22 protein-coding genes are annotated in these 23,023 nt (G+C 44.7%); 11 read left to right on the top strand and 11 right to left on the bottom strand.

What is annotated here, in order from left to right:
• Positions 1-14: 14 nt before the first annotated feature.
• The 4 genes from K5Q73_RS08400 to K5Q73_RS08385 form a co-directional block, all read right to left on the bottom strand.
• The gene (locus tag K5Q73_RS08400; RefSeq protein WP_220761282.1) at positions 15-524 is read right to left on the bottom strand and encodes an RDD family protein; all 510 of its coding nucleotides are present in this window, start codon (positions 522-524) and stop codon (positions 15-17) included.
• Between the two features lie 71 nt (positions 525-595).
• Positions 596-850 (bottom strand): DUF2960 domain-containing protein, encoded by a 255-nt coding sequence (locus tag K5Q73_RS08395; RefSeq protein WP_012154175.1) that lies wholly within the window; start codon positions 848-850, stop codon positions 596-598.
• Between the two features lie 45 nt (positions 851-895).
• Complete coding sequence (locus tag K5Q73_RS08390; protein ID WP_220761179.1) at positions 896-1,375, bottom strand: GNAT family N-acetyltransferase; 480 nt, start codon at positions 1,373-1,375, stop codon at positions 896-898.
• A 102-nt stretch (positions 1,376-1,477) separates the two neighbouring features.
• Positions 1,478-2,962: a carboxypeptidase M32 gene (locus K5Q73_RS08385; protein ID WP_220761181.1), complete on the bottom strand. Its 1,485-nt coding sequence runs from the start codon at positions 2,960-2,962 to the stop codon at positions 1,478-1,480.
• A gap of 495 nt (positions 2,963-3,457) precedes the next feature.
• Here K5Q73_RS08385 and K5Q73_RS08380 point away from each other — a divergent pair, with 495 nt between their 5' ends.
• A complete protein-coding gene (locus K5Q73_RS08380) occupies positions 3,458-5,284 on the top strand; it encodes a S8 family serine peptidase (protein ID WP_220761183.1) in 1,827 nt (608 codons plus the stop codon).
• Between the two features lie 89 nt (positions 5,285-5,373).
• Here K5Q73_RS08380 and K5Q73_RS08375 read toward each other — a convergent pair whose 3' ends face one another.
• The 3 genes from K5Q73_RS08375 to K5Q73_RS08365 form a co-directional block, all read right to left on the bottom strand.
• On the bottom strand, positions 5,374-6,012 hold the full coding sequence (locus K5Q73_RS08375; RefSeq protein WP_220761185.1) for a DUF2913 family protein: 639 nt from the start codon (positions 6,010-6,012) through the stop codon (positions 5,374-5,376).
• A 210-nt stretch (positions 6,013-6,222) separates the two neighbouring features.
• On the bottom strand, positions 6,223-7,521 hold the full coding sequence (locus K5Q73_RS08370) for a DEAD/DEAH box helicase (protein ID WP_220761187.1): 1,299 nt from the start codon (positions 7,519-7,521) through the stop codon (positions 6,223-6,225).
• A gap of 197 nt (positions 7,522-7,718) precedes the next feature.
• Positions 7,719-9,506 (bottom strand): aminopeptidase P family protein, encoded by a 1,788-nt coding sequence (locus K5Q73_RS08365; RefSeq protein WP_220761189.1) that lies wholly within the window; start codon positions 9,504-9,506, stop codon positions 7,719-7,721.
• Between the two features lie 233 nt (positions 9,507-9,739).
• On the opposite strand from K5Q73_RS08365, the gene K5Q73_RS08360 reads away from it, so the two are divergent.
• Together K5Q73_RS08360 and K5Q73_RS08355 are read left to right on the top strand one after the other, a co-directional pair.
• Positions 9,740-10,927 carry an MFS transporter gene (locus K5Q73_RS08360; protein WP_220761191.1) on the top strand — a complete coding sequence of 396 codons (1,188 nt, stop codon included), beginning with the start codon at positions 9,740-9,742 and terminating at the stop codon, positions 10,925-10,927.
• A 316-nt stretch (positions 10,928-11,243) separates the two neighbouring features.
• Positions 11,244-12,461 (top strand): Xaa-Pro peptidase family protein, encoded by a 1,218-nt coding sequence (locus K5Q73_RS08355; protein WP_220761193.1) that lies wholly within the window; start codon positions 11,244-11,246, stop codon positions 12,459-12,461.
• Positions 12,462-12,603: 142 nt separating this feature from the next.
• On the opposite strand, the gene K5Q73_RS08350 is transcribed toward K5Q73_RS08355, so the two are convergent.
• From K5Q73_RS08350 to K5Q73_RS08335, 4 genes are all read right to left on the bottom strand, one after another.
• Positions 12,604-13,074: an FKBP-type peptidyl-prolyl cis-trans isomerase gene (locus K5Q73_RS08350; RefSeq protein ID WP_220761195.1), complete on the bottom strand. Its 471-nt coding sequence runs from the start codon at positions 13,072-13,074 to the stop codon at positions 12,604-12,606.
• An 85-nt stretch (positions 13,075-13,159) separates the two neighbouring features.
• Entirely contained in the window at positions 13,160-13,774 is a 615-nt protein-coding gene (locus tag K5Q73_RS08345) for a cold shock and DUF1294 domain-containing protein (protein WP_220761197.1), read from the bottom strand.
• Between the two features lie 103 nt (positions 13,775-13,877).
• Positions 13,878-14,171 (bottom strand): helix-turn-helix transcriptional regulator, encoded by a 294-nt coding sequence (locus K5Q73_RS08340; RefSeq protein ID WP_220761198.1) that lies wholly within the window; start codon positions 14,169-14,171, stop codon positions 13,878-13,880.
• Between the two features lie 105 nt (positions 14,172-14,276).
• Complete coding sequence (locus K5Q73_RS08335) at positions 14,277-14,768, bottom strand: hotdog fold domain-containing protein (protein WP_220761200.1); 492 nt, start codon at positions 14,766-14,768, stop codon at positions 14,277-14,279.
• Positions 14,769-14,996: 228 nt separating this feature from the next.
• On the opposite strand from K5Q73_RS08335, the gene K5Q73_RS08330 reads away from it, so the two are divergent.
• From K5Q73_RS08330 to K5Q73_RS08295, 8 genes are all read left to right on the top strand, one after another.
• Positions 14,997-15,914 carry a DUF368 domain-containing protein gene (locus K5Q73_RS08330; RefSeq protein WP_220761202.1) on the top strand — a complete coding sequence of 306 codons (918 nt, stop codon included), beginning with the start codon at positions 14,997-14,999 and terminating at the stop codon, positions 15,912-15,914.
• Between the two features lie 165 nt (positions 15,915-16,079).
• Positions 16,080-17,036 carry a DUF523 and DUF1722 domain-containing protein gene (locus tag K5Q73_RS08325; RefSeq protein WP_220761204.1) on the top strand — a complete coding sequence of 319 codons (957 nt, stop codon included), beginning with the start codon at positions 16,080-16,082 and terminating at the stop codon, positions 17,034-17,036.
• Positions 17,037-17,068: 32 nt separating this feature from the next.
• Complete coding sequence (locus K5Q73_RS08320) at positions 17,069-18,022, top strand: MerR family transcriptional regulator (RefSeq protein WP_220761207.1); 954 nt, start codon at positions 17,069-17,071, stop codon at positions 18,020-18,022.
• 1 nt (position 18,023) lies between these two features.
• Positions 18,024-19,550: a deoxyribodipyrimidine photo-lyase gene (phrB, locus tag K5Q73_RS08315; protein WP_220761209.1), complete on the top strand. Its 1,527-nt coding sequence runs from the start codon at positions 18,024-18,026 to the stop codon at positions 19,548-19,550.
• Positions 19,547-20,077, top strand: coding sequence for a nuclear transport factor 2 family protein (locus tag K5Q73_RS08310; RefSeq protein WP_259650749.1), 531 nt, complete (start codon positions 19,547-19,549; stop codon positions 20,075-20,077). Before phrB ends, K5Q73_RS08310 begins: the two co-directional genes overlap by 4 nt.
• Entirely contained in the window at positions 20,074-20,967 is an 894-nt protein-coding gene (locus tag K5Q73_RS08305) for an SDR family NAD(P)-dependent oxidoreductase (protein WP_220761211.1), read from the top strand. The genes K5Q73_RS08310 and K5Q73_RS08305 overlap by 4 nt, the downstream gene beginning before the upstream one ends.
• Complete coding sequence (locus K5Q73_RS08300; RefSeq protein WP_220761213.1) at positions 20,964-22,259, top strand: NAD(P)/FAD-dependent oxidoreductase; 1,296 nt, start codon at positions 20,964-20,966, stop codon at positions 22,257-22,259. The genes K5Q73_RS08305 and K5Q73_RS08300 overlap by 4 nt, the downstream gene beginning before the upstream one ends.
• Entirely contained in the window at positions 22,256-23,023 is a 768-nt protein-coding gene (locus tag K5Q73_RS08295; protein ID WP_220761215.1) for a DUF1365 domain-containing protein, read from the top strand. The genes K5Q73_RS08300 and K5Q73_RS08295 overlap by 4 nt, the downstream gene beginning before the upstream one ends.

Below are 23,023 nucleotides of genomic sequence, written 5' to 3'. Positions count from 1 at the left end.
AAATCGCTTAGCGATTAAACACCGTGCCAGTTACGCATCTGGTTGGCCTCTTTAGAGAGCACAACGACTTCTGAGCGAGTCATCATATCTTGCAATGCCAGTTTATCGCGGTTTATCAAGATCCATAAGTTACCGATACCGAGCAGTGACCATACAAGTCTTGCTGCAGCGGTAATCATACTCAGGTTTTGCCCATTTGGATGTTGGATCTTAAGGCGCCAAGCACGCATACCTAATGTTTGACCACCTCTGCTCCAAAAGCTGATATAAAACAGGCCTACGCAGGCCAAAATCCAGAACTGGTAGATCCCTTTATACAGTGGTGTGCCATTGAGCAAGTCTGACACATGCTCAAACCCAGCCATATCGATTAATCCACTGCTGGTAAAACCGATAAAAATACCAAACCCTATAGCACCGGCCACCATATAAACGGCTACGGCGAGCATTAAGTCATAAACGATAGCGCCACAGCGCTTCAAAAAGCCAGCACGTGGAAAATTAGCGTGTTCGTTATTAGGCATGTAAGTAGTCGTCATTGATATCACTTTTTATTAGGTTTATTGGATGCTGATGGCGATTTTAGGCTCAAATATTATGACTTTTTCGGTTCATCTTTATGGTAATAAATGTCGCTAAAGCCAAATCGAGCAAACTCTTTAGCACGAAAATCCCTTACCGCAGATGAACCCTTTGAGGTCATGGCGACCTGCTGTTCCATCATCAGATATTGGGTCAAGTCTATGCCTTCTGCTGCGGCAACGGCCTCATACATGTCATGAAACTTGTCGTAAGCAAAGTTAATCTCTTTCGCTTGGTTCTTAAACTTATAGGTAATTCTGGTTGCCATGGTTAGCTTCTCTAATGAAATTGCCCCTATGATAGCAAATCTCGGCTATAAGGTATAAACCATATAGCAGGCATCATCGGTATAGCCGCTGAGGTCTTTGTCAATCTTTTGTATTTCAAAGCCTTGCTTAGCCCAGTAATGATTCGCACCTTGTACGGCGACTAACGAGATAGTTGGGTAACCCTTTGAATGAGCAAGTTCCATCAGTGTGGATAATACTTGGCGGCCAGCTCCTTTACCCTGAGATAAAGAGGATAGGGCGATATCGTGCAGATAAAGCGTGTTAGCCGTATCGGTTTTAGCTAATACCTGCTCAAGTGATGGCGGGCTATCTTTGATCCAAGGGTGAGCGAGACAATAACCAATCACCCGAGTTTGTGATTCAATCACAAAGCAAGTATCGGGCGAGACTTGCCACTTACTCTGTAGCACACTGAGTGATTCAGGCTCTATTTGTGGATAGCACTCAAGTTGGATCTCGAGTATATGGGGCCAGTCTGACGCTTGAATAGGGCGGATCTTCATATTGTGTCCTATTTAGGAAATGGTTTTTGCCTGAATCACTCTCGTTGAAATTAGGCAAAACATTGCTTGTTGATTGTCTCGTATTTAATGGCCGTGCTTATCTTATAGATAGCGCCCAATAAGATGCTTCCTAAAGTGTTCGGGGTTGAGCGTCTCACCTGTAGATTGTCGCATCAAGGCATCGATACTCAATAGGCTACCTTGAGACCAAACATTATCGTTTAACCACCCCATGACACTGGAAAGCTTACCTGAGGCTATGAGGTTTTCTACGCAGCCGATTTCTTTTTCCATCGCACTTTTAAATTGCGCTGCATACATGGCGCCTAGAGTATAACTTGGGAAGTAACCCAGCTCACCGACCGCCCAGTGTATATCCTGCATACAGCCATTCTTATAGTCGCCATCAGTGTTAATGCCTAAAAGTGACTGCATCTGCGATGACCAGAACTCGGGGAGATCGGCTACGGCAAGCTCACTGCTCACTAAGGCTTTCTCTGCCTCGAAGCGCAGTAGAATATGGCAAGGGTAGGTGACTTCATCGGCATCAACGCGGATCAAACCAGGAGTGACTCTGGTGTAGATATTAGTTAATTGCTCGTGAGTTAACTGGCTGCCCAATATTGAGCTGAGGTGGGGCTTTATAAGATTAAGAAACGCAGAACCTCGGCCGACTTGCATCTCACAGAACAGGCTTTGACTCTCGTGTAGAGCCATCGAGCGAGCAAGGCCTGCTGGTTGTCCGCGCCAAGCAAGCGGCAAACCTTGTTCATATTTTGCGTGACCCGTTTCATGGACTATCCCCATCAAGCCACTAGTAAAGTCGGCTTCATCGTAACGGCTGGTTAAACGCACGTCACTGGCGACTCCACCACAGAAAGGATGGCTACTGATATCGAGTCGGCCATGGTTAAAATCAAAACCTAAGATATTCATTATCTCACGACCCAACTTGGCCTGGCTTTCAGCGCTGGCTGTTGCAATGGTGAAACGGGCTTCTGACTTTTGTTTATCTTGTACTTGCTGGATTAGCTGCGGCAACCAACTTTTTAAGTTACCAAAAATCTGCTCAAGACTGGCTGTTGTCATACCCGGCTCGAACTTATCTAACAGGGCATCATAAGGGCTAATATTTTGCGCCTCGGCGCGAATATTAGCTTCCTCTTTGACTAGGCTCATCAGGTTTTCAAGGTTGGGCTTAAAGCCTTGCCAGTCATTATTCTTACGCTGCTGTCGCCAGGCTTGCTCACAGTGATAGGCGGCTTTGGTCTTAGCTTCTACTAATGAGCCAGGCACAATATTCGCCTGTTGGTACTGGTAACCCATCTCTGCAAGATTGGCCTTCTGCTGCTCAGTTAGCGGTAACTCACCAGCCTCGCTAATTGTCTGCGCCAGCATAGGGGCAGTTTTTAGAGAATGAATATGTTTTGCGAGTTCGGCCATTGCCGCGCCGCGTGCTTCACCGCCCCCCATTGGCATCATGGTTGCTTGATCCCAATCACCGAGGGCACTGAGGTGCTCGAAGTGGCTAATACTTTGAAAATGATTAACTAAAGTTTGATAGTGCGGGTTGCTATTCGCGCTCATAGTGTTTGATTTCGCTCCGATGATTTGTCGATATGCTAGCACATAAATCGGCATTCAAATGCCTATTTGCCCTAGATGACAAGGCTGCGCCTCACTACAAGTAAATTTCTGTAGTACATCGCTGGCGGCTATCAAGTCGATGCAGTTAAATGCGAACAGGATAAAATATTTTTCAGTATTTTAATTCATATTTGACGAATTTAAATTCACACAATTTAAGCGATTTTTACTTTCATTGCCGTAGCTAAATAGATGAATTTATTTTGTCTTACCTCATTGAGCTTGCAACTAATACTTTTGAACTAATATTCAGCTATAAATATCATTACATATATTTACGTTTGTTAATAATTTGTTATCGGCAATGGCCTGTGCTAATTTGATTTTGTGTTACGGATTTTTTAACCAATAAACCGCCAATAAAAAGTTTAAAAAACCAATAATAAGCAGGGCTTGGGTTTACGGCCTTATATAATGATTTTGGAGCGAATAAATATGAGATTAACAAAAGTAGCTGCGGCCTTAGTCGCCTTGTCTGTTGGTGTTTCTGCAAGTGCCATGGCCAGTGAAAGATATGTTATTCAGGTCGATAATGAAAAAAAAGGGCTTATCAAGGCCCTCGCTAAGAAAGTGGGTGGAGAGCTAAATTTAGATGGTAATGGATTTATCGCGGCGACCTTCTCAGGCAAAGATCTATCTCAAGTAAAAGGTCTACTTAATAACCCACATGTTAAGTTAGTCGAAGTGGATCAGCCTCGTTTTCTTATGTCATATAGCGATGACACTGGAAACCCAATGACTCAGCAAATTACGCCTTATGCTGTTAAGCAGTCGAATGTGGCTGATATTGCTTTCAATGCAAACGCCGGTATGAAGGTTTGCGTTATCGATTCAGGATTAGATAGAAGCAATCAAGATTTTGATTGGAACACTATTAGTGGTGATAACGATAGTGGCACAGGTAATTGGGACGAAAATGGTGGTCCACACGGTACACACGTAGCGGGTACTGTTGGTGCAGCAGATAATAATGTCGGTGTCGTGGGGATGGCACCTGGGGTCGATATGCATATTATCAAAGTATTCAATGCTGATGGCTGGGGTTACTCATCAGATCTTGCCCATGCTGCAAACCTATGTAGTGAAGCTGGCGCTAACATTATTAGTATGAGTTTAGGTGGTGGTGGATCTAACTCTACCGAGTCGAATGCCTTTCAGTCATTCAGTGATGCTGGTGGACTAGTGGTCGCCGCAGCAGGTAACGATGGCAATAGCGTACGCTCTTACCCTGCGGGTTACCCTTCGGTGATGATGGTCGGAGCGAATGACGCAACAGATGCTATCGCAGATTTTTCTCAATTCCCAAGTTGTACAACTGGCCGCGGCAAGAAACAGCGTACAGACACCAGTATCTGTGTTGAGATCGCTGCAGGTGGTGTTGATACTCTGTCAACGTATCCCGCAGATATGGCGACAGCTTCTAATATGAGTGTTGATGGTAATCCCTTAGTGAGTTCATCAATGGAGAATGCCGGTTCAGTAACAGGCAGCACTTACTTTATGGGCACGGCTGAAGCCACAGACTCCAATGCCAACGGTAAGGTCTGTGTTATCGACCGAGGTGCAATCTCATTCCATGACAAGGTGCTTAACTGTGAAAACTCAGGTGGTGTCGGTGCGATTATTATCAACAATGAGCCAGGTATGCTGTATGGCACCTTAGGTGATACTAATGCGACATCTATTCCATCAGTCGGTGCTACGTTTGAAGACAGAGCGGTAATCGTCGGTGCAAGCAGCGCTGATATCTCAATCGGTACATCAGATTACGGCTTTATGAGCGGTACCTCAATGGCAACCCCTGCGGTATCAGGTATTGCTGCACGCGTTTGGTCTAACCACAATCAGTGCAGCGGTGAAGAGATCCGAGCGGCATTGAATGCCAGTGCTAGAGACTCTGGCGCGAGTGGGCATGATGTTTACTTTGGTCACGGTATTATTGATGCCGCCGCCGCGAATGCATACCTAACAGTAAACGGTTGTGCTGGCGGTGACGGTGGTGGGGATCCTGGTACCGGCGACGGCCTAACCGTAACTGCGGACAGCTATAAGCAGCGCGGAGTGAAGAAAGTGGATCTTAACTTTAGTGGTGCGGCGGGGAGTAGTGTCGATGTTTACCGTAACGGTACAAAAATTGATACCGCTTCTAGTTCTGCAATTTATACCGATAGTATTACCACTAAAGGCGGCGGAACCTATACCTACAAGGCTTGTGATGCAGGAACATCAAGCTGTAGCGCAGAGGTCAGCGTGACTTTCTAAATCTTTGTTCTTAATAAAAAGGCCTGCAGAAGCAGGCCTTTTTTATGTTTGATTTATTGTAAAAGTTTAGATGAACTGAGACTCGAAACCTAAAGCGCTTGCAGTATCGTTAGTGCTGGTTGTAAGTTCTTTGGCCACACTTGATAGGCTTTGTGGTGCTTAATCAAAGAGCTCTTCTTATTGCCAGGACTTAGCAGTAAATTATGGCGATAAGCAATTTTTGCAAACTCAGTTTCATCGGCACGAACATATAGGGTGATAGGTTTAATGATCTCATCACCATCAATGCGCTGACTAAATTGCTCATCGGAAATCACTAGGCTATTACAGCCATCGCTATCGAGTTTTAGCTTTTTAGTCACCTCTTGGTCGGTGATGACTATCCACTCTTGGCTTCCAAGCTCAGTTAGCATAGCGTTGAGGGATTGACCTAAGCCTGCTTGCTTGTCGCTAATATAGCTATATTGCGCCTTAATCTTTTCTAGCAGCATTTTAAGTTCAGCGCCAGCACCCATGCTACGACCCTGACGGATCCACAAGGTCAGGTCATCGGCGACTAACTTTGAAAAGGTTCGCTGCTTTAATGCGCTTACCATCCAGCTGCAAAGGAAGTGACTTTCAGCCGCCGGTGTTCTTACACTGCTACTTTTAGCGCTAGCTTCTGCAAGTGCTTTGAGTCCCGCAATAGCGAACTCTAAAACAGCTTGGTTATAGGTGATATCTGACATGAATTCTCCGCCGTGTTGAAGTGATAAAAGAGACGGCAAGGGGATTATACCTAATGGTGTAGTAAGTACGAAATGAACTTATCACTGATTGGTATTACTCAACTTAAAGTGCCGAACTAAAGGTGTGCTCGCGAAATCACCGATAAGACTAAAAAAGGCACCAAATGGTGCCCTTTTTGTTCATAAAATAATTCGGTGTCCGTACAGCGATTATTTTATCTTCTTAATTTTTGCTGGTGATGAGTTTTTCACTTTTACGCGGCGGCCTTGCATGTTTTTCTCTGCAATCACCTGAGCGCCAGCATTGTCTACACGTTGCTGTTTCTTAGCAAAGCTACGACGACTCTGTAGTTGCTTGATAAGTAGATCGCGGCTACCCACTTCATAACCAGGAATGCTGATACGGCGAAGCTTCTGACCGATTAATTTCTCGATGTCAGCCAGAGTACGTTCTTCTTCGCGGCTAACAAAAGAGATGGCTACGCCAGACTTGCCTGCACGGCCTGTACGACCAATACGGTGAACATAGTCTTCAGCTAGGAAAGGTAAGTCGTAGTTAACTACGTACTCTAAGCCTTGAATGTCTAGACCACGTGCAGCAACTTCGGTCGCCACTAATACGCGCATCTTACCTTCTTTAAACTCACGTAGTGCACGGCGACGGCTACCTTGTGCCTTCTCACCATGTACAACGGCAGTTGGAATACCGTCTAGATTTAGCTCTTTTTCAAGCTTATCTGCTGCATCACGAGTGGCAGTGAATACTAGCACTTGTTGCCAGTTCTTCTTGCCGATAAGCTCTGATAGTAACTCACGCTTACGGCGCTGCTCTACTGGGTAAACAACTTGGCTTACTGTAATCGCAGTGGTGTTTTGCTTATCAGCAGCAATCACGTTTGGTTTAACCATCATCTCGTTAGCAAGTTGCTTAACCGCTGTTGAGAAGGTTGCCGAGAACAGCAAGTTTTGACGCTTCTTATTGACTGCCTGCAGAATTTTTTGGATATCGGCGCTAAAGCCCATATCTAGCATACGGTCAGCTTCGTCTAGGACTAAAAAGTCAACGTTAGATAGGCTTAAGTTACAGGCTACAATATGCTCAAGTAAACGACCTGGTGTAGCTATGATGATATCGGCGCCGCGCTTTAGCTTAGTCGCCTGACTGTCCATCTTCACGCCGCCATAAACAGTGACAACCTTTAGATCAAGATATTTGGCGTAGTCATTGATGTTATCGGCAATCTGCGCAGCCAGTTCACGAGTCGGAGTTAAGATCAATGCGCGTGCATTTGAACGGCCCGTGGTGCTTGGGTTATCTAACATTTTTTGCAAGATTGGCAAGGCAAAAGCAGCAGTCTTACCTGTACCTGTTTGGGCACTAGCAAGTACATCTTGACCGCGACGGACGGCTGGGATCGCTTGCTGCTGAATTGGTGTCATTTTTTCATAACCACATTCAGAGATTGCACGCAAAATCTCAGGAGCAAAACTAAAAGATTCAAATCTCATGATTGAGGAGTCCTATGTTCAACAATTCAATTGCTAACAGGTAACGCTAGCATCTATCTATACCATTAAAATGGCGGTGGCGGAGTATAGCAAACTTTTAGGCTAAAACCTGCACTTTTTCAATGGCTATTTTGGAGGTAATGGCAATAAAAAGCAGTGCTTGAGCACTGCTTTTATTAAACCGCTTCACTGCAGGGTTAAATCGCTGCGGTGACCTTGTTTAACCAATCTAAATCATCGCCTTGCATGAAAGGCGATAATTTTTCTTTAACTTGCTGATGGTATTGGTTAAACCAGTTAACCTCAGACTCGGTTAGATACTGTTTATCGATTAGGCGTGCATCCATTGGGATAAAGGTTAATGCTTCAAACTCAAACATTTCACGCTCGATATTGGCAAGTGCTTCACATGGGCGCACCGCAATTAAGTTTTCTAGGCGAATACCAAATTGGTCAGCGCGGTAGTAGCCAGGCTCATTCGATAGCACCATGCCATCTAATAATGGAACATTTGAGCGACCTTTTGCGATACCCTGTGGGCCTTCATGCACGCTGAGGTAGTGACCAACGCCGTGGCCTGTGCCGTGGTCGAAGTCAAAGCCGTGCTGCCATAGGTATTGGCGGGCAAACGAGTCTAGCTGCATGCCGCTGGTGCCTTTAGGGAACTTAGCTTGATCAATCGAGATATGCCCTTTAAGCACCAAGGTCACCATCTTTCTTTGCTCGTCAGTAACATCACCAATGGCGATAGTACGAGTGACATCTGTGGTGCCATCTAAATACTGTGCGCCAGAATCGACAAGGTAGATGCTGTTCATCTGCATCTGTGCCGGCGTGCCATTATTATGATTGTAGTGGCACATGGCAGCATTGGCGCCTGTGGCTGAAATGGTATCAAAGCTTGGTTCTTGATACATAGGATCGCTTAAGCGGAAGCTTTCTAGTTTATCAGCAAGCACAGCTTCATCGTACAGACGATTGGCGGCTACTTCGCGGTCTAACCAGGCGAGGAAGCGGCTTACTGCTACACCGTCACGAATATGACAGGCTTTCATGCCAGCAAGCTCTGCGGCATTCTTCTGTGCTTTAGGTAAAGCGACAGGATCGTTACCGGCAATCAATTGTGCCCCAGCGGCTTGTGCTGTTAATTGCAGCCAGGCGTTGCAGCTCTCTGGGCTAGCTAATACCTTGGTACCTTCGAGTGTGGCTAACTCTGCTGCCAATTCTGCTTCAGGTTTAAAGCTTACGCCTTCACCAACGTGAGCGTGAATGTCATCTGGCAACTTATTGATATCGGTAAATAGTTGCATATCACCATTGGCATGCAAAAGCGCCGTGCCTAAAACGACTGGTAGGCAAGGAATATCTTTACCGCGAATATTGAGTAGCCAGCAAAACGAATCGAGTGCCGAGATGATGGCTACATCAGCGCCTTGTTTGTTGATCTCTAAACCAATCGTTTTACGCTTCTCTAGGCTGCTTCTACCTGCGCTTTGCTCACTAAATAGCATGACTGGCGTAGATGTTGGCGTGGGGCGATCGCTCCAATTGAGGTCAATGGGGTTTTGCTCTACTTGGGTTAACTGAATTTGCGCCTTGGCCAGTTCGCTATGAGTTTGGTTAAACCAAGCCAACGTATGCAGGCGAGCATCAAAGCCAACTTGGGCATTTTCGCCCAGTTGCTCAATTAACCACTGGGCCTGAGCTGTGTCGTGTAGGCTTAAGAATTCAAATAAGTTTGCATCTAGCTGCTGACGAACCTGCACGGTATAGCGGCCATCAACAAAGATAGCGGCGCGAGTTTTAAGGACGATAATCACCCCTGCAGAACCGGTAAACCCACTGGCCCACAACATACGTTCATTATGCTCGGGTACGTATTCACCTAAGTATTCATCGGCACGGGGAATGATAAAGGCATCGAGGTTGGATTTAGCCATTTCTGTGCGAATGGCATCAAGGCGTGCTGCAATTGTATTTGACATTCAAACTCCATTATCAGCGCTAAAGCATGTCTTTACTGGGCTAGAGGCTGTTTATTTTTGTACGAATTTAGCGCGGAGAGTACCACAAAGCAGGATTACTTGGGAGGGGAGAGCTGGGATATTTGTCGCTGTGCAGGTGTGAAGAAAATTGGACGATTGAATGATAAAGCGCAGTGATTCTGCCACTATGGCTATAGATACGATATAAGCAGCGATAAGGAAGCGCTAACCTAATGCCATTTAATGTTTGGGTACTAACACTAGCACAGGCGTTTGCCATGAGTGCCACTCCGATGATGATGTTACTAGGAGGCTTGATTGGCGCTGAAATAGCACCATCGCCTGAATTAGCGACTTTGCCGATAGCTTCTATGGTGGTGGGGCTCGCAGTATCGGTGCTGCCAGTGTCCCGGCTGATGCAGCGCTTTGGGCGCAAGCCGGTATTTATTAGCGGGTCGTTACTGGCAGCAAGTTCTGGTCTTGTTGCTGCGCTGGCAACGTCAGATAAAAGCTTTATCTTATTTTGTCTGAGCGGCGTAATGCTTGGCTCGGCCGGTGCCGTAGTGCAGCAATATCGCTTTGCGGCAATGGAGTCGGTAAGTGAGGACTTAGTGGCAAAGGCCGCCTCTAGAGTTTTGCTCGGTGGGCTTGCTGCAGCCGTTATCGGACCAGAATTAGCGGTTTTGGGCAGTAAACTCTGGCAACAAGAATATGTGGGAGCTTTTTTGTTTCTGACGCTAGTGAGTCTTATTGCGGCGGTGATTTTGAGCTTTTATCGCGAGCCGAAACTTGAAACAAGTAGCGACTCCCTGAGCGTAGCAAATAACGCCCGTTGTTTGACTGAAATTTTAGCTCAACCACAACTCTGGGTGGCAATTGCGGGAGCGACCTTAGGTTACGCCATGATGAGCTTTGTGATGACCGCAACGCCACTGCATATGCATCATGTTGAGCAACATTCTCTGGCTGATACTAAGTGGGTGATCCAAAGCCATATTATTGCCATGTATTTGCCCTCTTTATTTAGTGGTGTCCTTGTGGCTCGACTCGGCGTTTCCAAAATGATGCTACTAGGGCTACTGGCTTACCTTATCACCATCATCACGGCGATTATCGGGCGAGATTTACTTAGCTACTGGGCCGCCTTGGTATTACTTGGGATTGGCTGGAATTTTCTGTTTGTGGCAGGTACAGCCCTACTACCTCGTTGTTATGAAAAGACGGAGCGTTACAAGGTGCAGTCCTTTAATGACTCTTTTATATTTGGTGCTCAGGCGATGGCGTCGCTGAGTGCGGGGTGGGTGATTTATTTGCTAGGCTGGCATGTTTTACTGCTAAGCTGCTTACCTCTCATAGCGGCTCAGGTTCTGCTTATTTCATGGTGGAAATGGAGTAGAACCAAAGTGCTGTCAAACCATTAAGCGCTTAATTGAGAGCTAATAGCTATTGGATTATGTTAGTGAACACAGCTAGCCGATTAAGCTTTTTAAAATACTGAATCTTGATTGGAAATGAATAGGCATTAAATCGCAAGATTGGGCGTTAGCATTGCGGTGTTTGTATCAGTAATTATTTGCGCTTTTACTGATTAATTACTGACTGATTGTATATTTTATGCTAGAAAGTGGGTCATATTAAGTGTGCCATTGTGATTGAAACAATAGATATTGCCTGATGTTGCTTCTACATGGACTCGGTTTTTCTAGATTTAAATAATTAAAAGTAAAGGGTAAGCATATGACCATAGGTGTTGGCGGTTCTACCGCAGAGCAGGAATTAGTAAAGTTAACTGACATGACTCAAGGTGTTGAGCCAATTAGTCGTGAAGAGTATCAAGCTCGTATCGCTAAGGCGCAAGCCATCATGAGTGAGCAGGGAATTGCTGCTATTTACCTCAATGCAGGCACTAACCTTTACTATTACACTGGTACTCGTTGGTATGCTAGCGAGCGTATGGTAGGTGCTATTCTTCCTGCAAAAGGTGACGTTGAATATATCGCTCCAGCATTTGAAGTTGATACGTTAAACGGTTACATGGTCATTGGCGGCAAGGTTAACACTTGGCAAGAAGATGAAAGCCCGTTTGCATTGTTCGGTAATGTACTGGCGAACATGGGGATTGATTCGGGTAATATCGGTATCGATGAGTCTGCTGCGTTCTTTATTTTTGATGGCGTGCGTCAAGCGCATCCACAGTATAACTATGTCAACGCTAAACCTGTTACTGCAGGTTGTCGTATGATTAAGTCGGCAGTTGAGCTTAGTCTTCTACAACGCGCTAAAGATATGACAATGGAAGTACATAAAGCGGTAGCGCGGATTTTGCATGAAGGCATCACTACTAGCGAAGTGGAAGCATTCATTAATGCGGCTCATATTAAAGTGGGTATTCCAGCAGGTTCATACTTCTGTATCGTGCTTTTTGGCGAAGACAGTGCTTATCCGCACGGCGTTAAGTCACCTAAAGCACTAGAGCTTAACGACACCGTATTGATAGATACAGGTTGCCAGCTGTTTGGCTATAACTCTGATATTACCCGTACTTACGTTTTTGGTGAGCCTAGCCCACGTCAACGTGAGTTATGGCAGTTTGAGCAAGACTCACAAATTGCAGGTTTTGAAGCGGCTCAGCTTGGCGCTACTTGTGCGAGTGTTGATCGCGCCGCCCGTGATGTGCTTGAAGCTGCTGGTTTTGGCCCGGGTTACGATGTGCCAGGTCTACCGCACCGTACTGGTCATGGCGTAGGTCTAGATATTCACGAATGGCCATACTTGGTATTGAACGATCATACGCCATTAGAAGTGGGTATGTGTTTCAGCAATGAACCTATGCTATGTGTACCGGGCGAGTTCGGTGTACGCCATGAAGATCACTTCTATATGAGTGAAAGTGGCCCAGTATGGTTCACTAAGCCAGCACATTCAATCGACGATCCATTTGGTTACGAAGCGTAATCCAAACGTAATCTAAGCGTATAGTCGCTTGCCTCGTTATCAGTAACGAGGCTGAATTAGATAAATGTTTGTTGCATACAACAAAAAAGCCCTAATGGTTATCCATTCGGGCTTTTTTTATAGGGCAAATAGCCAATTCGAGTTAGTCGATACTGATTAGCTCAACATCAAAAATTAGCGTCGAACCGCCAGCAATTTTGCCTGCACTGCGGTTTCCGTAAGCAAGCTCACTTGGAATAAAGAAACGCGCTTTTTCACCCACAACCATCAGCTGTACACCTTCGGTCCAGCCTTTAATTACGCGGTTAAGTGGGAATGCGATTGGCTCACCGCGCTCAACTGAGCTGTCAAATACACTGCCATCGATTAAGGTGCCATGATAATGCACTGTTACAGTGTCACTGGCTTTGGGATGTACAGTGCCAGTACCCGGCTCAAGCACTTGATACTGCAAGCCAGAAGCTGTGGTTGTTACGCCTTCTTTTAGCTTGTTTTCAGCTAAAAATGCACTGCCAATTTCGATATTCTCTTTGGCCGCTTTCTGGTTATTCATCGACGTAAAAAAGTAAAACACCACACATGCAATCACTACAGCAGCTAAAACCACTTTCATTTTGAAACACCTTGTTTTGATTTGACCGCACATCATAGCTAATTCCCAACAAGAGGTAAATTTACCTAGGGAGGATGACGTTAGATTAGAACGCTCCGTTTTGCATGGACCAATAGATTAAATACGTAAGAGCCAAGTTAACGCCGATGCTCATCCATAAAACAAGCTTAAATCGTCCTTTAGAAGATTTGTGTCTGAGCCACTGCTGAGCCAGTAATGCGCCGGGCCAGCCGCCGATTAAACTTAATAGATGTAGCTTAAATTCACTGACGCGCCAGCGATTTTTACGTGCGGAGCGCTTATCCCAACCATAGGCGATAAACGTCACTAGGCTTACAGAGATAAAGTAGATTAATAGCCAGAGTGGGACGTGTTGTTGTGAATAGGCGATGCTCAAGATACTGATAAAGCCTAGCGCGAGACCAATGTTGAATCGATTGTGTGCACTGGTTATTTTCCGGTTCGATTTTACCGCGCCGCCACTGAGTAATTGTGCTTGCTGCGCTCGCCACTTACCCTGCTTATCTTTAATTTTATGAAATTGGACTCGGTTTCCCGCTTGAGGTCGTAGGTTTTTATTGGCTAAAGCTGATATATGTAAAAATACTTGCTGCTTTTGCCCTGAGATTTGGATAAAACCAAAGCCCTTTGCATCATCCCAGCAGTCGATTGTTCCAAGTGTTATGGCCGCTTTCGTCATCGAGTTCTATCTGCTTCTATTTACAATCTGTTTTTGGGTCAGCTTGTGCTTTCAACTTACCAATTCGTCTTATGGTCAGTGAAGGCGTTTATTACTAGGCGTGTTAGCAAGACTCTTCGCTGCAGCACTCTTCTTGTAAAAACTGGATCAGGCCTTCCAAGCAATCAAACTGAGGAATGCAGTGTAGTACTCGGCCTTCACGATGTTGCTTAACTAAACCCGCAGACATCAAACTTGATAGGTGATGCGATAAGGTTGAATTGGGGATCTGTAAGCTTTCTTGCAAATGTCCAACAGGCAAGCCTTTATGGCCCGCTTTAACTAGGCATCGAAATAACGTAAGACGGGTAGGGTGGCCAAGCTCTTTTAAAGCCTTTGCTGCAATTTCGGTATCCATATGCTGACTCTCAATCAATAAATATGTTTCTATAATAATCGAAATGATAGCAGGAATACGCTGACCGACAAGTGATATTTTTATCCATCAGCGACTATGCTAGCTCTAACTAGATTTTTTTGGCGGTTTTTCAGAGATCCACAGCTTGATGGTTCCTTTGACAACAACGACTCCATCGGTGTCGTAAGCGTTGACTTCAACCAGCATATCACCGGGTACCCATTGTTCAGGCTTTACTTCGGCAACACAAGTGATATCACTGCCAGCCTTGGCGGTGTAATCGACACTCATGCCTTTAGGGATCCATCTTAAGTGATATGGAATAGACGCTTCAGCCATTACGCCCATGGCCATTTCAAGGCCATTACAAATAGCAATCACATGTAGAGTTTGAATATGATTGTGTACCGCTTTACGTTTTTTGATTAAGCACACACAGCGATTCACATTTAATTCACTAATGATGGGTTTTACTGTGGCGAAGTAGGGCGCCATGCGGCTCACCATAATAGAGAAAATCTTGTTACCAAAAGGCAAGCGGCTAACGCGATTGTATAGCGACATGACTTTAGTGGGCTTATTATTAGTATTGCTCATCTGCTGCTTGTCCTTTGGTGATCGACTGTTGTGAGTTTGTGGCTACTCAAACTTGAAACGATTATTAGTCTTATGACTGGTCGGATGAGGTTAACATTGAATTAACATCAATTGCTAGCAGCGATTATTTAGTGCGCAGAAAATTAAACTGCATTTCATTTCTTTTTAGAGGAAGTGGCACGTATAATTTCGGCCGATTAAAAACATCTCAGTAAATTAAGGAATAAAGTGAATTATTTAAAGACCTACCTCAAGGGGATGGCAATGGGCGCTGCAGATGTGGTCCCTGGTGTCTCTGGCGGTACGATTGCATTTATCGCAGGGATTTTAGACCCATTACTTGAAAGCATTAAGAAGATTAATCCGTCTTTATTTGGAGTCATTAAAGAAAAGGGCATTAAAGCGGCATTTATGCATATTAATGGTCCTTTTTTGGTGTGTGTGTTTGGTGGGATCTTGACCAGCATTTTTACCTTAGCCAAGTTAATCACTTATTTGCTCGACACTCACCCAATTCCTGTTTGGTCGTTCTTTTTTGGCCTGATTGTTATTTCAGTGATCCACATGCTCAAGCAAGTTAAAGGGTTCACTTTTGGTCGTTTGGCACTTTTCGCAATTGGTGTGGCTTTCGCTTGGGGCATTACCATGCTCAACCCAATAGCGCTTGAGATGACTTACTTAAATGTATTCTTAGGTGGCTGTATCGCGATTACAGCAATGATCTTACCGGGTATTTCTGGCAGCTTTATTTTGTTATTACTGGGCTTATATACCCCAGTAATCGGTGCGGTTAAGAATTTTGAGATCGGTATTATCGTCACTTTTGCCGCAGGTGCCGCTATCGGTATTTTATGTTTTAGCCATGTATTATCGGCATTGTTGCGTAAGTTCCATGATGCAACCTTGGTTTTTTTAATTGGTTTAATGCTGGGCACACTCGGTAAAATTTGGCCATGGAAAGAAGTGCTGACTTTTCGTGAAAACTCAAAAGGTGAAATGGTGCCACTTGATGAGCGTGTCTTGTCTCCTATGCAGTATGAGCAGATCACAGGGCAACCATCATTACTGTTATATGCCGTTATTGCTATGTGCGGCGGTATCCTCCTCGTATGGGGCTTAGAGAAGTTCGCTAATAAAACACGATAAGTTTTTGTTTGCTAATACATTGAAAAGTCAGTTTTTAACTGGCTTTTTTTATGCCTAAAATTCACTGGAAAGAGATAAGGTTTGGGATTAAATTAAAACTTGTACAAAAAAGTGATCCTTGTACAAGTATGCGGCGTAATGAAAAGTCTATAAGGGAGTACGACTATGAGCCAATTTAATCCAGATAAAATTCAAATCGGTATAAGTGCCTGCTTACTCGGCGAAAAAGTGCGTTTTGACGGCGGCCACAAAGCATCAAGTTATTGCCGAAAAGAGATCGCTGAACATTTCGATTATGTGCCAGTATGCCCAGAAATGGCCATAGGCATGGGAGCGCCTCGTAAATCAATTCGTCTTGAAAAAGACGGTGATATCATTTTTGTCAAAAGCGCTGACGGTTCAGTTGATGTTACCGACAAGCTCAATGAGTTTAGTGATAAAAAAGTCGCGCAGCTTGATTTCTTAGGGGGCTATATTTTATGTGCTAAGTCCCCAACCTGCGGTATGGAGCGGGTCACTGAATACAAGTATGGCACGAATAATGGTTGGAAGTCCGGCATTGGTGTTTATGCGAGAAAGTTGATGGAGCGCTACCCACTGCTTCCTGTTGAAGAGGAAGGGCGCTTGCACGACTTACCTATCCGCGAGAACTTCTTTACTCGTGTATATGCTTACCATGACTGGCACATGCTAAAAGCGTCAGGTTTGACTAAGAGCAATATCTTGGATTTTCACGCACGCTACAAATACATGTTGATGGCACATAATCCAAAACTTTATCGCGAGCTTGGGCCATTACTAGCGGATATGAGCGGCGATTTAGAAAAGATTGCCGACATCTACTTTACCGGCTTTATGCAGATCTTAAAGATTAAAGCGACCCGAAAAAACCACACCAGTGCGCTGCAACATATTCAAGGTTACTTTAAAAAGCATTTGTCGAGTGCGCAAAAATCAGAGCTTGCAGAGTCGATTTTAAAATACAACCAAGGCTTGCAACCTATCTTGGTGCCAATGACGCTGATCAACCACTATCTGCGTGAATTTCCAACTCCCTATATTGAGAACCAAGTGTATCTTAACCCACACCCTCAAGAGCTAAAACTACGTTATGCCTACTAGCCATAGGTTTGATTGTTAACGAGGAGTACAGCATGGAAAAGGTTGAGGGTGAAGCAATATGGTTAACCATAGGTGATGCAGCCCAGCGCACCGGGGTTAACCCGGTTACCTTGAGAGCGTGGCAAAGACGCTTTGGTTTAGTTGTGCCTAAGCGAACGCCCAAGGGACACAGGTTATACGGTGAATCTCATTTAGCCCAAATAGAAGAGATCCTGTTTTGGCTAAACCAAGGTGTAGCGATTAGCAAAGTGAAGCCACTGCTTAAAGCTTCGCAGACAAAAGCTGCAGCTAAGCCTTTAGCTAAGCAAGCGTTAACTGCTGAAGAGGAAAACCTTTGGTTAGATCATATTGAATACCTCAATCAATCTTGTCTCGATTTTAATGCCGCGGCGCTCAACGTAAAGCTTACTGAGCTATCTGGCCTATACCCGTTTTCAGTGCTAAAAAATGGCCTTTATTGGCCATGGCTAAATGGACTTGAAGGCTTACTACGTGATCGCCCCGATGCCGCTTGTATTGAAACTTGGGTGATTGATGAATTGTCTGCTCGTATCGCTAAAAGACGATTGGCTCAGCTGCAAGCAGACGCGCAACTGCCCTGCTTATTAGTTGAGTTACAGGGCGCTAAACCCATCAACTCATTGATTATGTCGTTAGAGTTATCGGCCTATCACGTCAACCATAACTTGGTAAAGGTTGCTAGTGTCAGTGAGCTGAACTTTATCGTGCAGCGTCTCAGCTGCAGCCAAGTCTTTGTGCTGCCGCAGCCACAAATGACGTCAACTGAAATCCAAGCGTTACAGGAGTTTATGACTAGTGCTGGCGCAAAAGTGCATCTGGTAGGGAGTTACGCCAAAGTGGTTAACCAAGCACTCGGCATGGCGCATTGCGATATGGCGCAACTGCTGGTGCACTGCGGTATCGGGGCTCCCAGCCAAACGCCATTCTCACCACAAATATTGTCTGACGTTGAGGCGGAAAAATAACATGAACAGTACTCACTCTATTAGCCGTCATGCACTTGTTTGGTTTAGGCATGATTTGCGCCTCGATGATAACCAAAGCCTAGTGGCTGCTTGCCAGTATGCTGCAGAGCATCAAGGTTTAGTGCGGGCGATATTCTTTGTTACCCCAGAGCAGTGGGCATTACATGATACTGCGCCGATTCAGTTAGACTTTATAGAAAGACAGGTTAATCAACTTGCTATAGAGCTGGCCGAGCTTGGGATCCCACTGGATATTTGCCACTCGGATAGCTTCGAGGCGATGCCTGCACAGCTGTCGCAATACGTTAACTATTGGCAGATCAGCAAAGTGTTTGCCACTAGCGAGCCAGAGTGTAATGAGCAGCGCCGAGATCATGCCGTTATTGGGGCTGGAGTCGATCTTGAGCTTAGCCAACAGCACTGTGTTTTAGCGCCCTTGTCTGTGCTTAACTTGGCGGGTGAAATGTATAAGGTGTTTACTCCTTTTGCTAAAAAATGGCGTGAGATTGCAAAGCAAGTTCCAATCCAAACTTTAGCACGCCCGGAGCCGATAGCTGCGCCATTACCATCACCAAAGTATGTTGAGTTTAATTGCGCTAAGTCTTGTAGCCACCATTGGCCTGTAGGTGAGCTGGCAGCCCAAGCCAAGCTGCGTCAATTTGCAAAAGATAAAGTGGCTGATTATCAAGCTAGTCGTGATTTTCCTGCCATTGACGGCACTAGTCAGCTCTCTGCTTATCTTGCTATTGGCATACTCAGTCCTCGCCAATGTATTCAAGTGCTTCTAAGCCATTCTCCTGACGCCATAGTGCATGATGACAGCCCTGGGCGCTGTTGGCTCAATGAGTTAGTTTGGCGAGAATTTTATCGTCACTTGCTGGTGGCATTTCCTAAGTTATCTAAAAGTGCCAACTTTAATGCCTTGGCCGACCAAATCAAATGGCGTAATAACAAACAAGAGTTCCAAGCTTGGTGTGAAGGCCGCACAGGTTATCCGTTAGTGGACGCTGCGATGCGGCAACTGAATCAAACTGGCTGGATGCACAATCGCCTACGTATGGTGACGGCGAGCTTTTTAACTAAGCACTTACTCGTCGATTGGCGTTGGGGTGAGCGTTATTTCAGACAAAAACTGATTGATGGTGATTTGGCGGCTAACAATGGTGGCTGGCAATGGTCCGCTGGAACGGGTTGCGATGCCCAGCCCTATTTTCGAGTATTTAATCCAATCTCACAGTGCGAAAAGTTTGATCCAACAGGCGCGTTTATCCGTACCTATTTACCAGAGCTTGAAAGTGTAGAATTGAAATTAATTCATAAGCTTAAAATACACTCTCAAGCACAACTTTTTGTTGATACGGACTATGCTTCTCCTATAGTTGACCATAAGTTTGCCAGAACGCGCGCCATAGCCGTTTTGTCTGCGATGAAAAAAGGAAGCGCCAAAGCTCTGCAAGTTAAAGCTCAACAAGTACGGCAAGTAGGTAGCGACAGTAGCGTGGATTTAGATAAGGAGATTTTCGGATGACAGCTAGCGCAGAACAACTAAATACAGATATGTCATCTTTGGGTGAGGCTCAAGCTGGTAATCGCTCATTACAAGACAAAGCGTTGCAAGCACAATTGCTGCAGGAAAAAGCACTTATTGATAGCTTTATCATTTTGTATCAGCAGCTTAATAAGGATAACTTGCACTTACTTGGGCAAGTTTACAGTGATGACATCGAATTTAGCGATCCGCTACATCATGTATCGGGCCTACCTGCACTGACCAATTATTTTGCTAACCTCTATCAGAATGTGGCTTCAATTGATTTCGACATCCATCAGGTTATTCATCAGCAGGGCGCTGCAAGCCTAAAGTGGACCATGGTATTTAGCCACTCTAAGTTAAATGCTGGCGCCGATATAACAGTTAATGGCGTGAGCATTCTTGGCTTAAACAGCAAAATTTATCAGCATCAGGACTTTTTCGACCTCGGCACTATGTTATACGAACATATTCCTTTGGTAGGAAGCTTGGTCAAGCTGGTTAAGGCAAAGGCCTCTCAATGAACGTCGTAAAACCAGAGCATAAGCCGCAACAAAGTGTGCTGATCACTGGCGCTAGCTCAGGTATAGGTATGCAATTAGCAAAAGATTATCAAGCCGAGGGCTGGCAGGTATTTGCTTGCGGTCGTAATCAGCACGCTCTATCGCAGCTTAAAGGTGCCGAGCTATTGGTATTCGATATTACCAATAATGATGAGGTTAAAGTACAAGCTGCTATCGTCAAATCAAAACTTTCTGCACCATTAGATTTAGTGATTTTAAACGCCGGAAGTTGTGAGTATATCAACGACGCAGTTAATTTTGACGGCGAACTGTTTGAGCGTGTTATTCGTACTAATTTGATTGCCATGGGGTATTGCTTAGCGGCTTTTACACCGCTTATCGCTAAAGGTGGTAGATTAGCATTGATGGGCTCTAGCGCTGTGTACCTGCCATTCCCTCGGGCTGAAGCTTATGGTGCCTCAAAGGCCGCGGTGCAGTATTTAGCATCGAGCTTAGCGATTGATTTAAAACCTCATGATATCGGTGTGAGCGTTATCTGCCCGGGTTTTGTTAAAACTCCTCTTACGGACAAAAATGATTTTTCCATGCCGATGCAGCAAACAAGCGAGCAGGCATCTATTGCGATTCGAAAAGGCTTGCACAAAGGCGTTCGAGAGATCCATTTCCCAAAGCGATTCACTCTGCTATTAAAGTTTATTTCGCTACTACCACGTGGCATTTGGGAGCGTTTAAGTAGCGCACCAGAGTCTGATGACACTAGTCTGATTGAAGATGGTACATTAGATTTACCAGCTAAAAGTAAGCTGCAAAGTAGCCAATCAAAAAGCAATCAGCAGCAAATTAAAGATAAAAAAGCCAACCCTAAAGAAAAGCAAAAGGTGAGCCCATGAATATCGTTGAAAATAGCAAACAGCGTAAAAGAATAGCGATTGTCGGTACCGGGATCTCAGGCTTAACTAGTGCGCATATTTTATCGCAAAAGCATGATGTGACGGTATTTGAAGCTAATGACTACATTGGTGGTCATACCGCAACGATTGATGTTGAGCTTGAGGGTAAACAGTATGCAATTGATAGCGGTTTTATTGTGTTTAATGACCGAACTTATCCTAGATTTGAGCAGCTTTTAGCAAGGCTTAATGTTAAGGCTTTACCGACAGAGATGAGTTTTAGTGTGCACAATGCAACAACGGGGCTTGAGTATAACGGCAATACTTTGTCTAGCCTGTTTGCGCAAAAGCGCAATATCTTAAGACCTAGGTTCTGGTTATTTATCCGTGAAATATTACGCTTCAATAAGTTCTGTAAGCAGGCTTTTGCTGCGGACAATTATCAATACCAAACCTTGGGCGAGCTGCTAGACACCGAGGGCTTTAGTGATTTCTTTAGTGAGCATTACATTCTGCCAATGGGCGCTGCCATTTGGTCATCAAGCATTGACGATATGCGCGCTTTCTCATTGCGCTTTTTTATCCAGTTTTTTGAAAATCATGGCTTACTCAATATTGCCGATAGGCCACAGTGGTATGTGCTTGAAGGCGGTTCACGCAGTTATATTCCCGACTTAATCGCCCCTTTTAAAGACTCAATTCATTTAAACAGCCCAGTAACCGCCATTAAACGTGCTATTGGTGATGAGCGCAATGGCTGTGTGCAATTACAGATAAATAACGGTGAGTGGCAAGAGTTTGATGAAGTCGTTTTAGCTTGTCATAGCGACCAAGCGCTGGCGATGTTAGACGATGCAACAGCTGATGAGCAGCAAGTGCTTAGTAAGCTTGCCTATCAAAATAATGAAGTGGTGCTTCATACCGATCAAAGCTTAATGCCAAAACGAAAAGCAGCTTGGGCGAGCTGGAACTATCGCTTAGATGGCGATACTCAGCGACAAGCCTCAGTGACTTATAACATGAACATCTTGCAGCGTTTACCTGCTGGTACGCCAACATTTTGTGTGACGCTAAATCAATCTGAGTTGATCTCACCCGACAAGATATTACGTACATTTAATTATGCACATCCGGTTTTTAATGAACAAAGCCTGCAAGCTCAGTCGCAAAGGCAATTAATCTCAGGCGTTAACCACACCCATTTTGCTGGCGCCTACTGGTATAACGGCTTTCATGAAGATGGTGTGCACAGTGCATTTGATGTGTGTGAAGCCTTTGGAATGCGTTTATGACACAAGCATCGTTAAAAGCTGTGCCATTTGTTAGCGGTGTTTACTGCGGTAAGGTGATGCATCGCCGCTATAGCCCCTCTGAGCACAGTTTTGATTACCAAATGGCAATGCTGGGCATAGATCTTGATGAACTGGAACGATTAGAAGAGGTTAGTTGGGTATTTTCGTCAAAGGGCTTTGCACCATTGCGATTTGAGCAAAAAGATTATTTAGCAAATTGTGGCGAACAACAGCAAGATTTAAAAACAAAAGTATTAAATAAAGTGACTGATTTAGGCGCTGAGGCAGGCTGCAATCGGGTGGTATTTGTTGGTCAAGTTAGGCATTTCGGCATCTATTTTAGCCCAATAAATTGCTTTTTTTGTTATCAGGGTGACCAGCCAAAGTATTTGTTAGCTGAGGTAAGTAATACACCTTGGAATCAACGTCACTATTACTTGGTCAATCTTGAGCATACTCAGCCAACCGACAAAGCGTTTCATGTTTCGCCTTTTATGGATCTCGATATGAAATACATTTGGCGAGTGAAAGCCCCGAGCAGCGAAGTGAGAGTTGGTATTGAAAATCGCAATACACAAAAGTTATTTGATGCCAATTTATGTTTGTTTAAACGTGAGATGAGCGGCAAAAGTTTGCAATCAATGCTGATTAGTTTTCCTTTTATGACCCTTAAAATCGTACAAGGAATTTATTGGCAAGCACTTAAATTATTTATAAAACGTGTGCCTTTTGTTGGGCATCCCGGTAAGCCAGCGGAGAAATGA

The sequence above is a fragment of the Shewanella sp. MBTL60-112-B2 genome, assembly GCF_019655055.1.
Taxonomy (GTDB): Bacteria; Pseudomonadota; Gammaproteobacteria; order Enterobacterales; family Shewanellaceae; genus Shewanella.
This window is presented reverse-complemented; position numbering and strand designations above follow the sequence as displayed.

Excerpts from the sequence above, each read along its gene's own strand:
- K5Q73_RS08400 (WP_220761282.1), bottom strand. The coding sequence starts at position 524 with ATGCCTAATAACGAACACGCTAATTTTCCACGTGCTGGCTTTTTGAAG.
- K5Q73_RS08395 (WP_012154175.1), bottom strand. The coding sequence starts at position 850 with ATGGCAACCAGAATTACCTATAAGTTTAAGAACCAAGCGAAAGAGATT.
- K5Q73_RS08390 (WP_220761179.1), bottom strand. The coding sequence starts at position 1,375 with ATGAAGATCCGCCCTATTCAAGCGTCAGACTGGCCCCATATACTCGAG.
- K5Q73_RS08385 (WP_220761181.1), bottom strand. The coding sequence starts at position 2,962 with ATGAGCGCGAATAGCAACCCGCACTATCAAACTTTAGTTAATCATTTT.
- K5Q73_RS08380 (WP_220761183.1), top strand. The coding sequence starts at position 3,458 with ATGAGATTAACAAAAGTAGCTGCGGCCTTAGTCGCCTTGTCTGTTGGT.
- K5Q73_RS08375 (WP_220761185.1), bottom strand. The coding sequence starts at position 6,012 with ATGTCAGATATCACCTATAACCAAGCTGTTTTAGAGTTCGCTATTGCG.
- K5Q73_RS08370 (WP_220761187.1), bottom strand. The coding sequence starts at position 7,521 with ATGAGATTTGAATCTTTTAGTTTTGCTCCTGAGATTTTGCGTGCAATC.
- K5Q73_RS08365 (WP_220761189.1), bottom strand. The coding sequence starts at position 9,506 with ATGTCAAATACAATTGCAGCACGCCTTGATGCCATTCGCACAGAAATG.
- K5Q73_RS08360 (WP_220761191.1), top strand. The coding sequence starts at position 9,740 with ATGCCATTTAATGTTTGGGTACTAACACTAGCACAGGCGTTTGCCATG.
- K5Q73_RS08355 (WP_220761193.1), top strand. The coding sequence starts at position 11,244 with ATGACCATAGGTGTTGGCGGTTCTACCGCAGAGCAGGAATTAGTAAAG.
- K5Q73_RS08350 (WP_220761195.1), bottom strand. The coding sequence starts at position 13,074 with ATGAAAGTGGTTTTAGCTGCTGTAGTGATTGCATGTGTGGTGTTTTAC.
- K5Q73_RS08345 (WP_220761197.1), bottom strand. The coding sequence starts at position 13,774 with ATGACGAAAGCGGCCATAACACTTGGAACAATCGACTGCTGGGATGAT.
- K5Q73_RS08340 (WP_220761198.1), bottom strand. The coding sequence starts at position 14,171 with ATGGATACCGAAATTGCAGCAAAGGCTTTAAAAGAGCTTGGCCACCCT.
- K5Q73_RS08335 (WP_220761200.1), bottom strand. The coding sequence starts at position 14,768 with ATGAGCAATACTAATAATAAGCCCACTAAAGTCATGTCGCTATACAAT.
- K5Q73_RS08325 (WP_220761204.1), top strand. The coding sequence starts at position 16,080 with ATGAGCCAATTTAATCCAGATAAAATTCAAATCGGTATAAGTGCCTGC.
- K5Q73_RS08320 (WP_220761207.1), top strand. The coding sequence starts at position 17,069 with ATGGAAAAGGTTGAGGGTGAAGCAATATGGTTAACCATAGGTGATGCA.
- phrB (WP_220761209.1), top strand. The coding sequence starts at position 18,024 with ATGAACAGTACTCACTCTATTAGCCGTCATGCACTTGTTTGGTTTAGG.
- K5Q73_RS08310 (WP_259650749.1), top strand. The coding sequence starts at position 19,547 with ATGACAGCTAGCGCAGAACAACTAAATACAGATATGTCATCTTTGGGT.
- K5Q73_RS08305 (WP_220761211.1), top strand. The coding sequence starts at position 20,074 with ATGAACGTCGTAAAACCAGAGCATAAGCCGCAACAAAGTGTGCTGATC.
- K5Q73_RS08300 (WP_220761213.1), top strand. The coding sequence starts at position 20,964 with ATGAATATCGTTGAAAATAGCAAACAGCGTAAAAGAATAGCGATTGTC.
- K5Q73_RS08295 (WP_220761215.1), top strand. The coding sequence starts at position 22,256 with ATGACACAAGCATCGTTAAAAGCTGTGCCATTTGTTAGCGGTGTTTAC.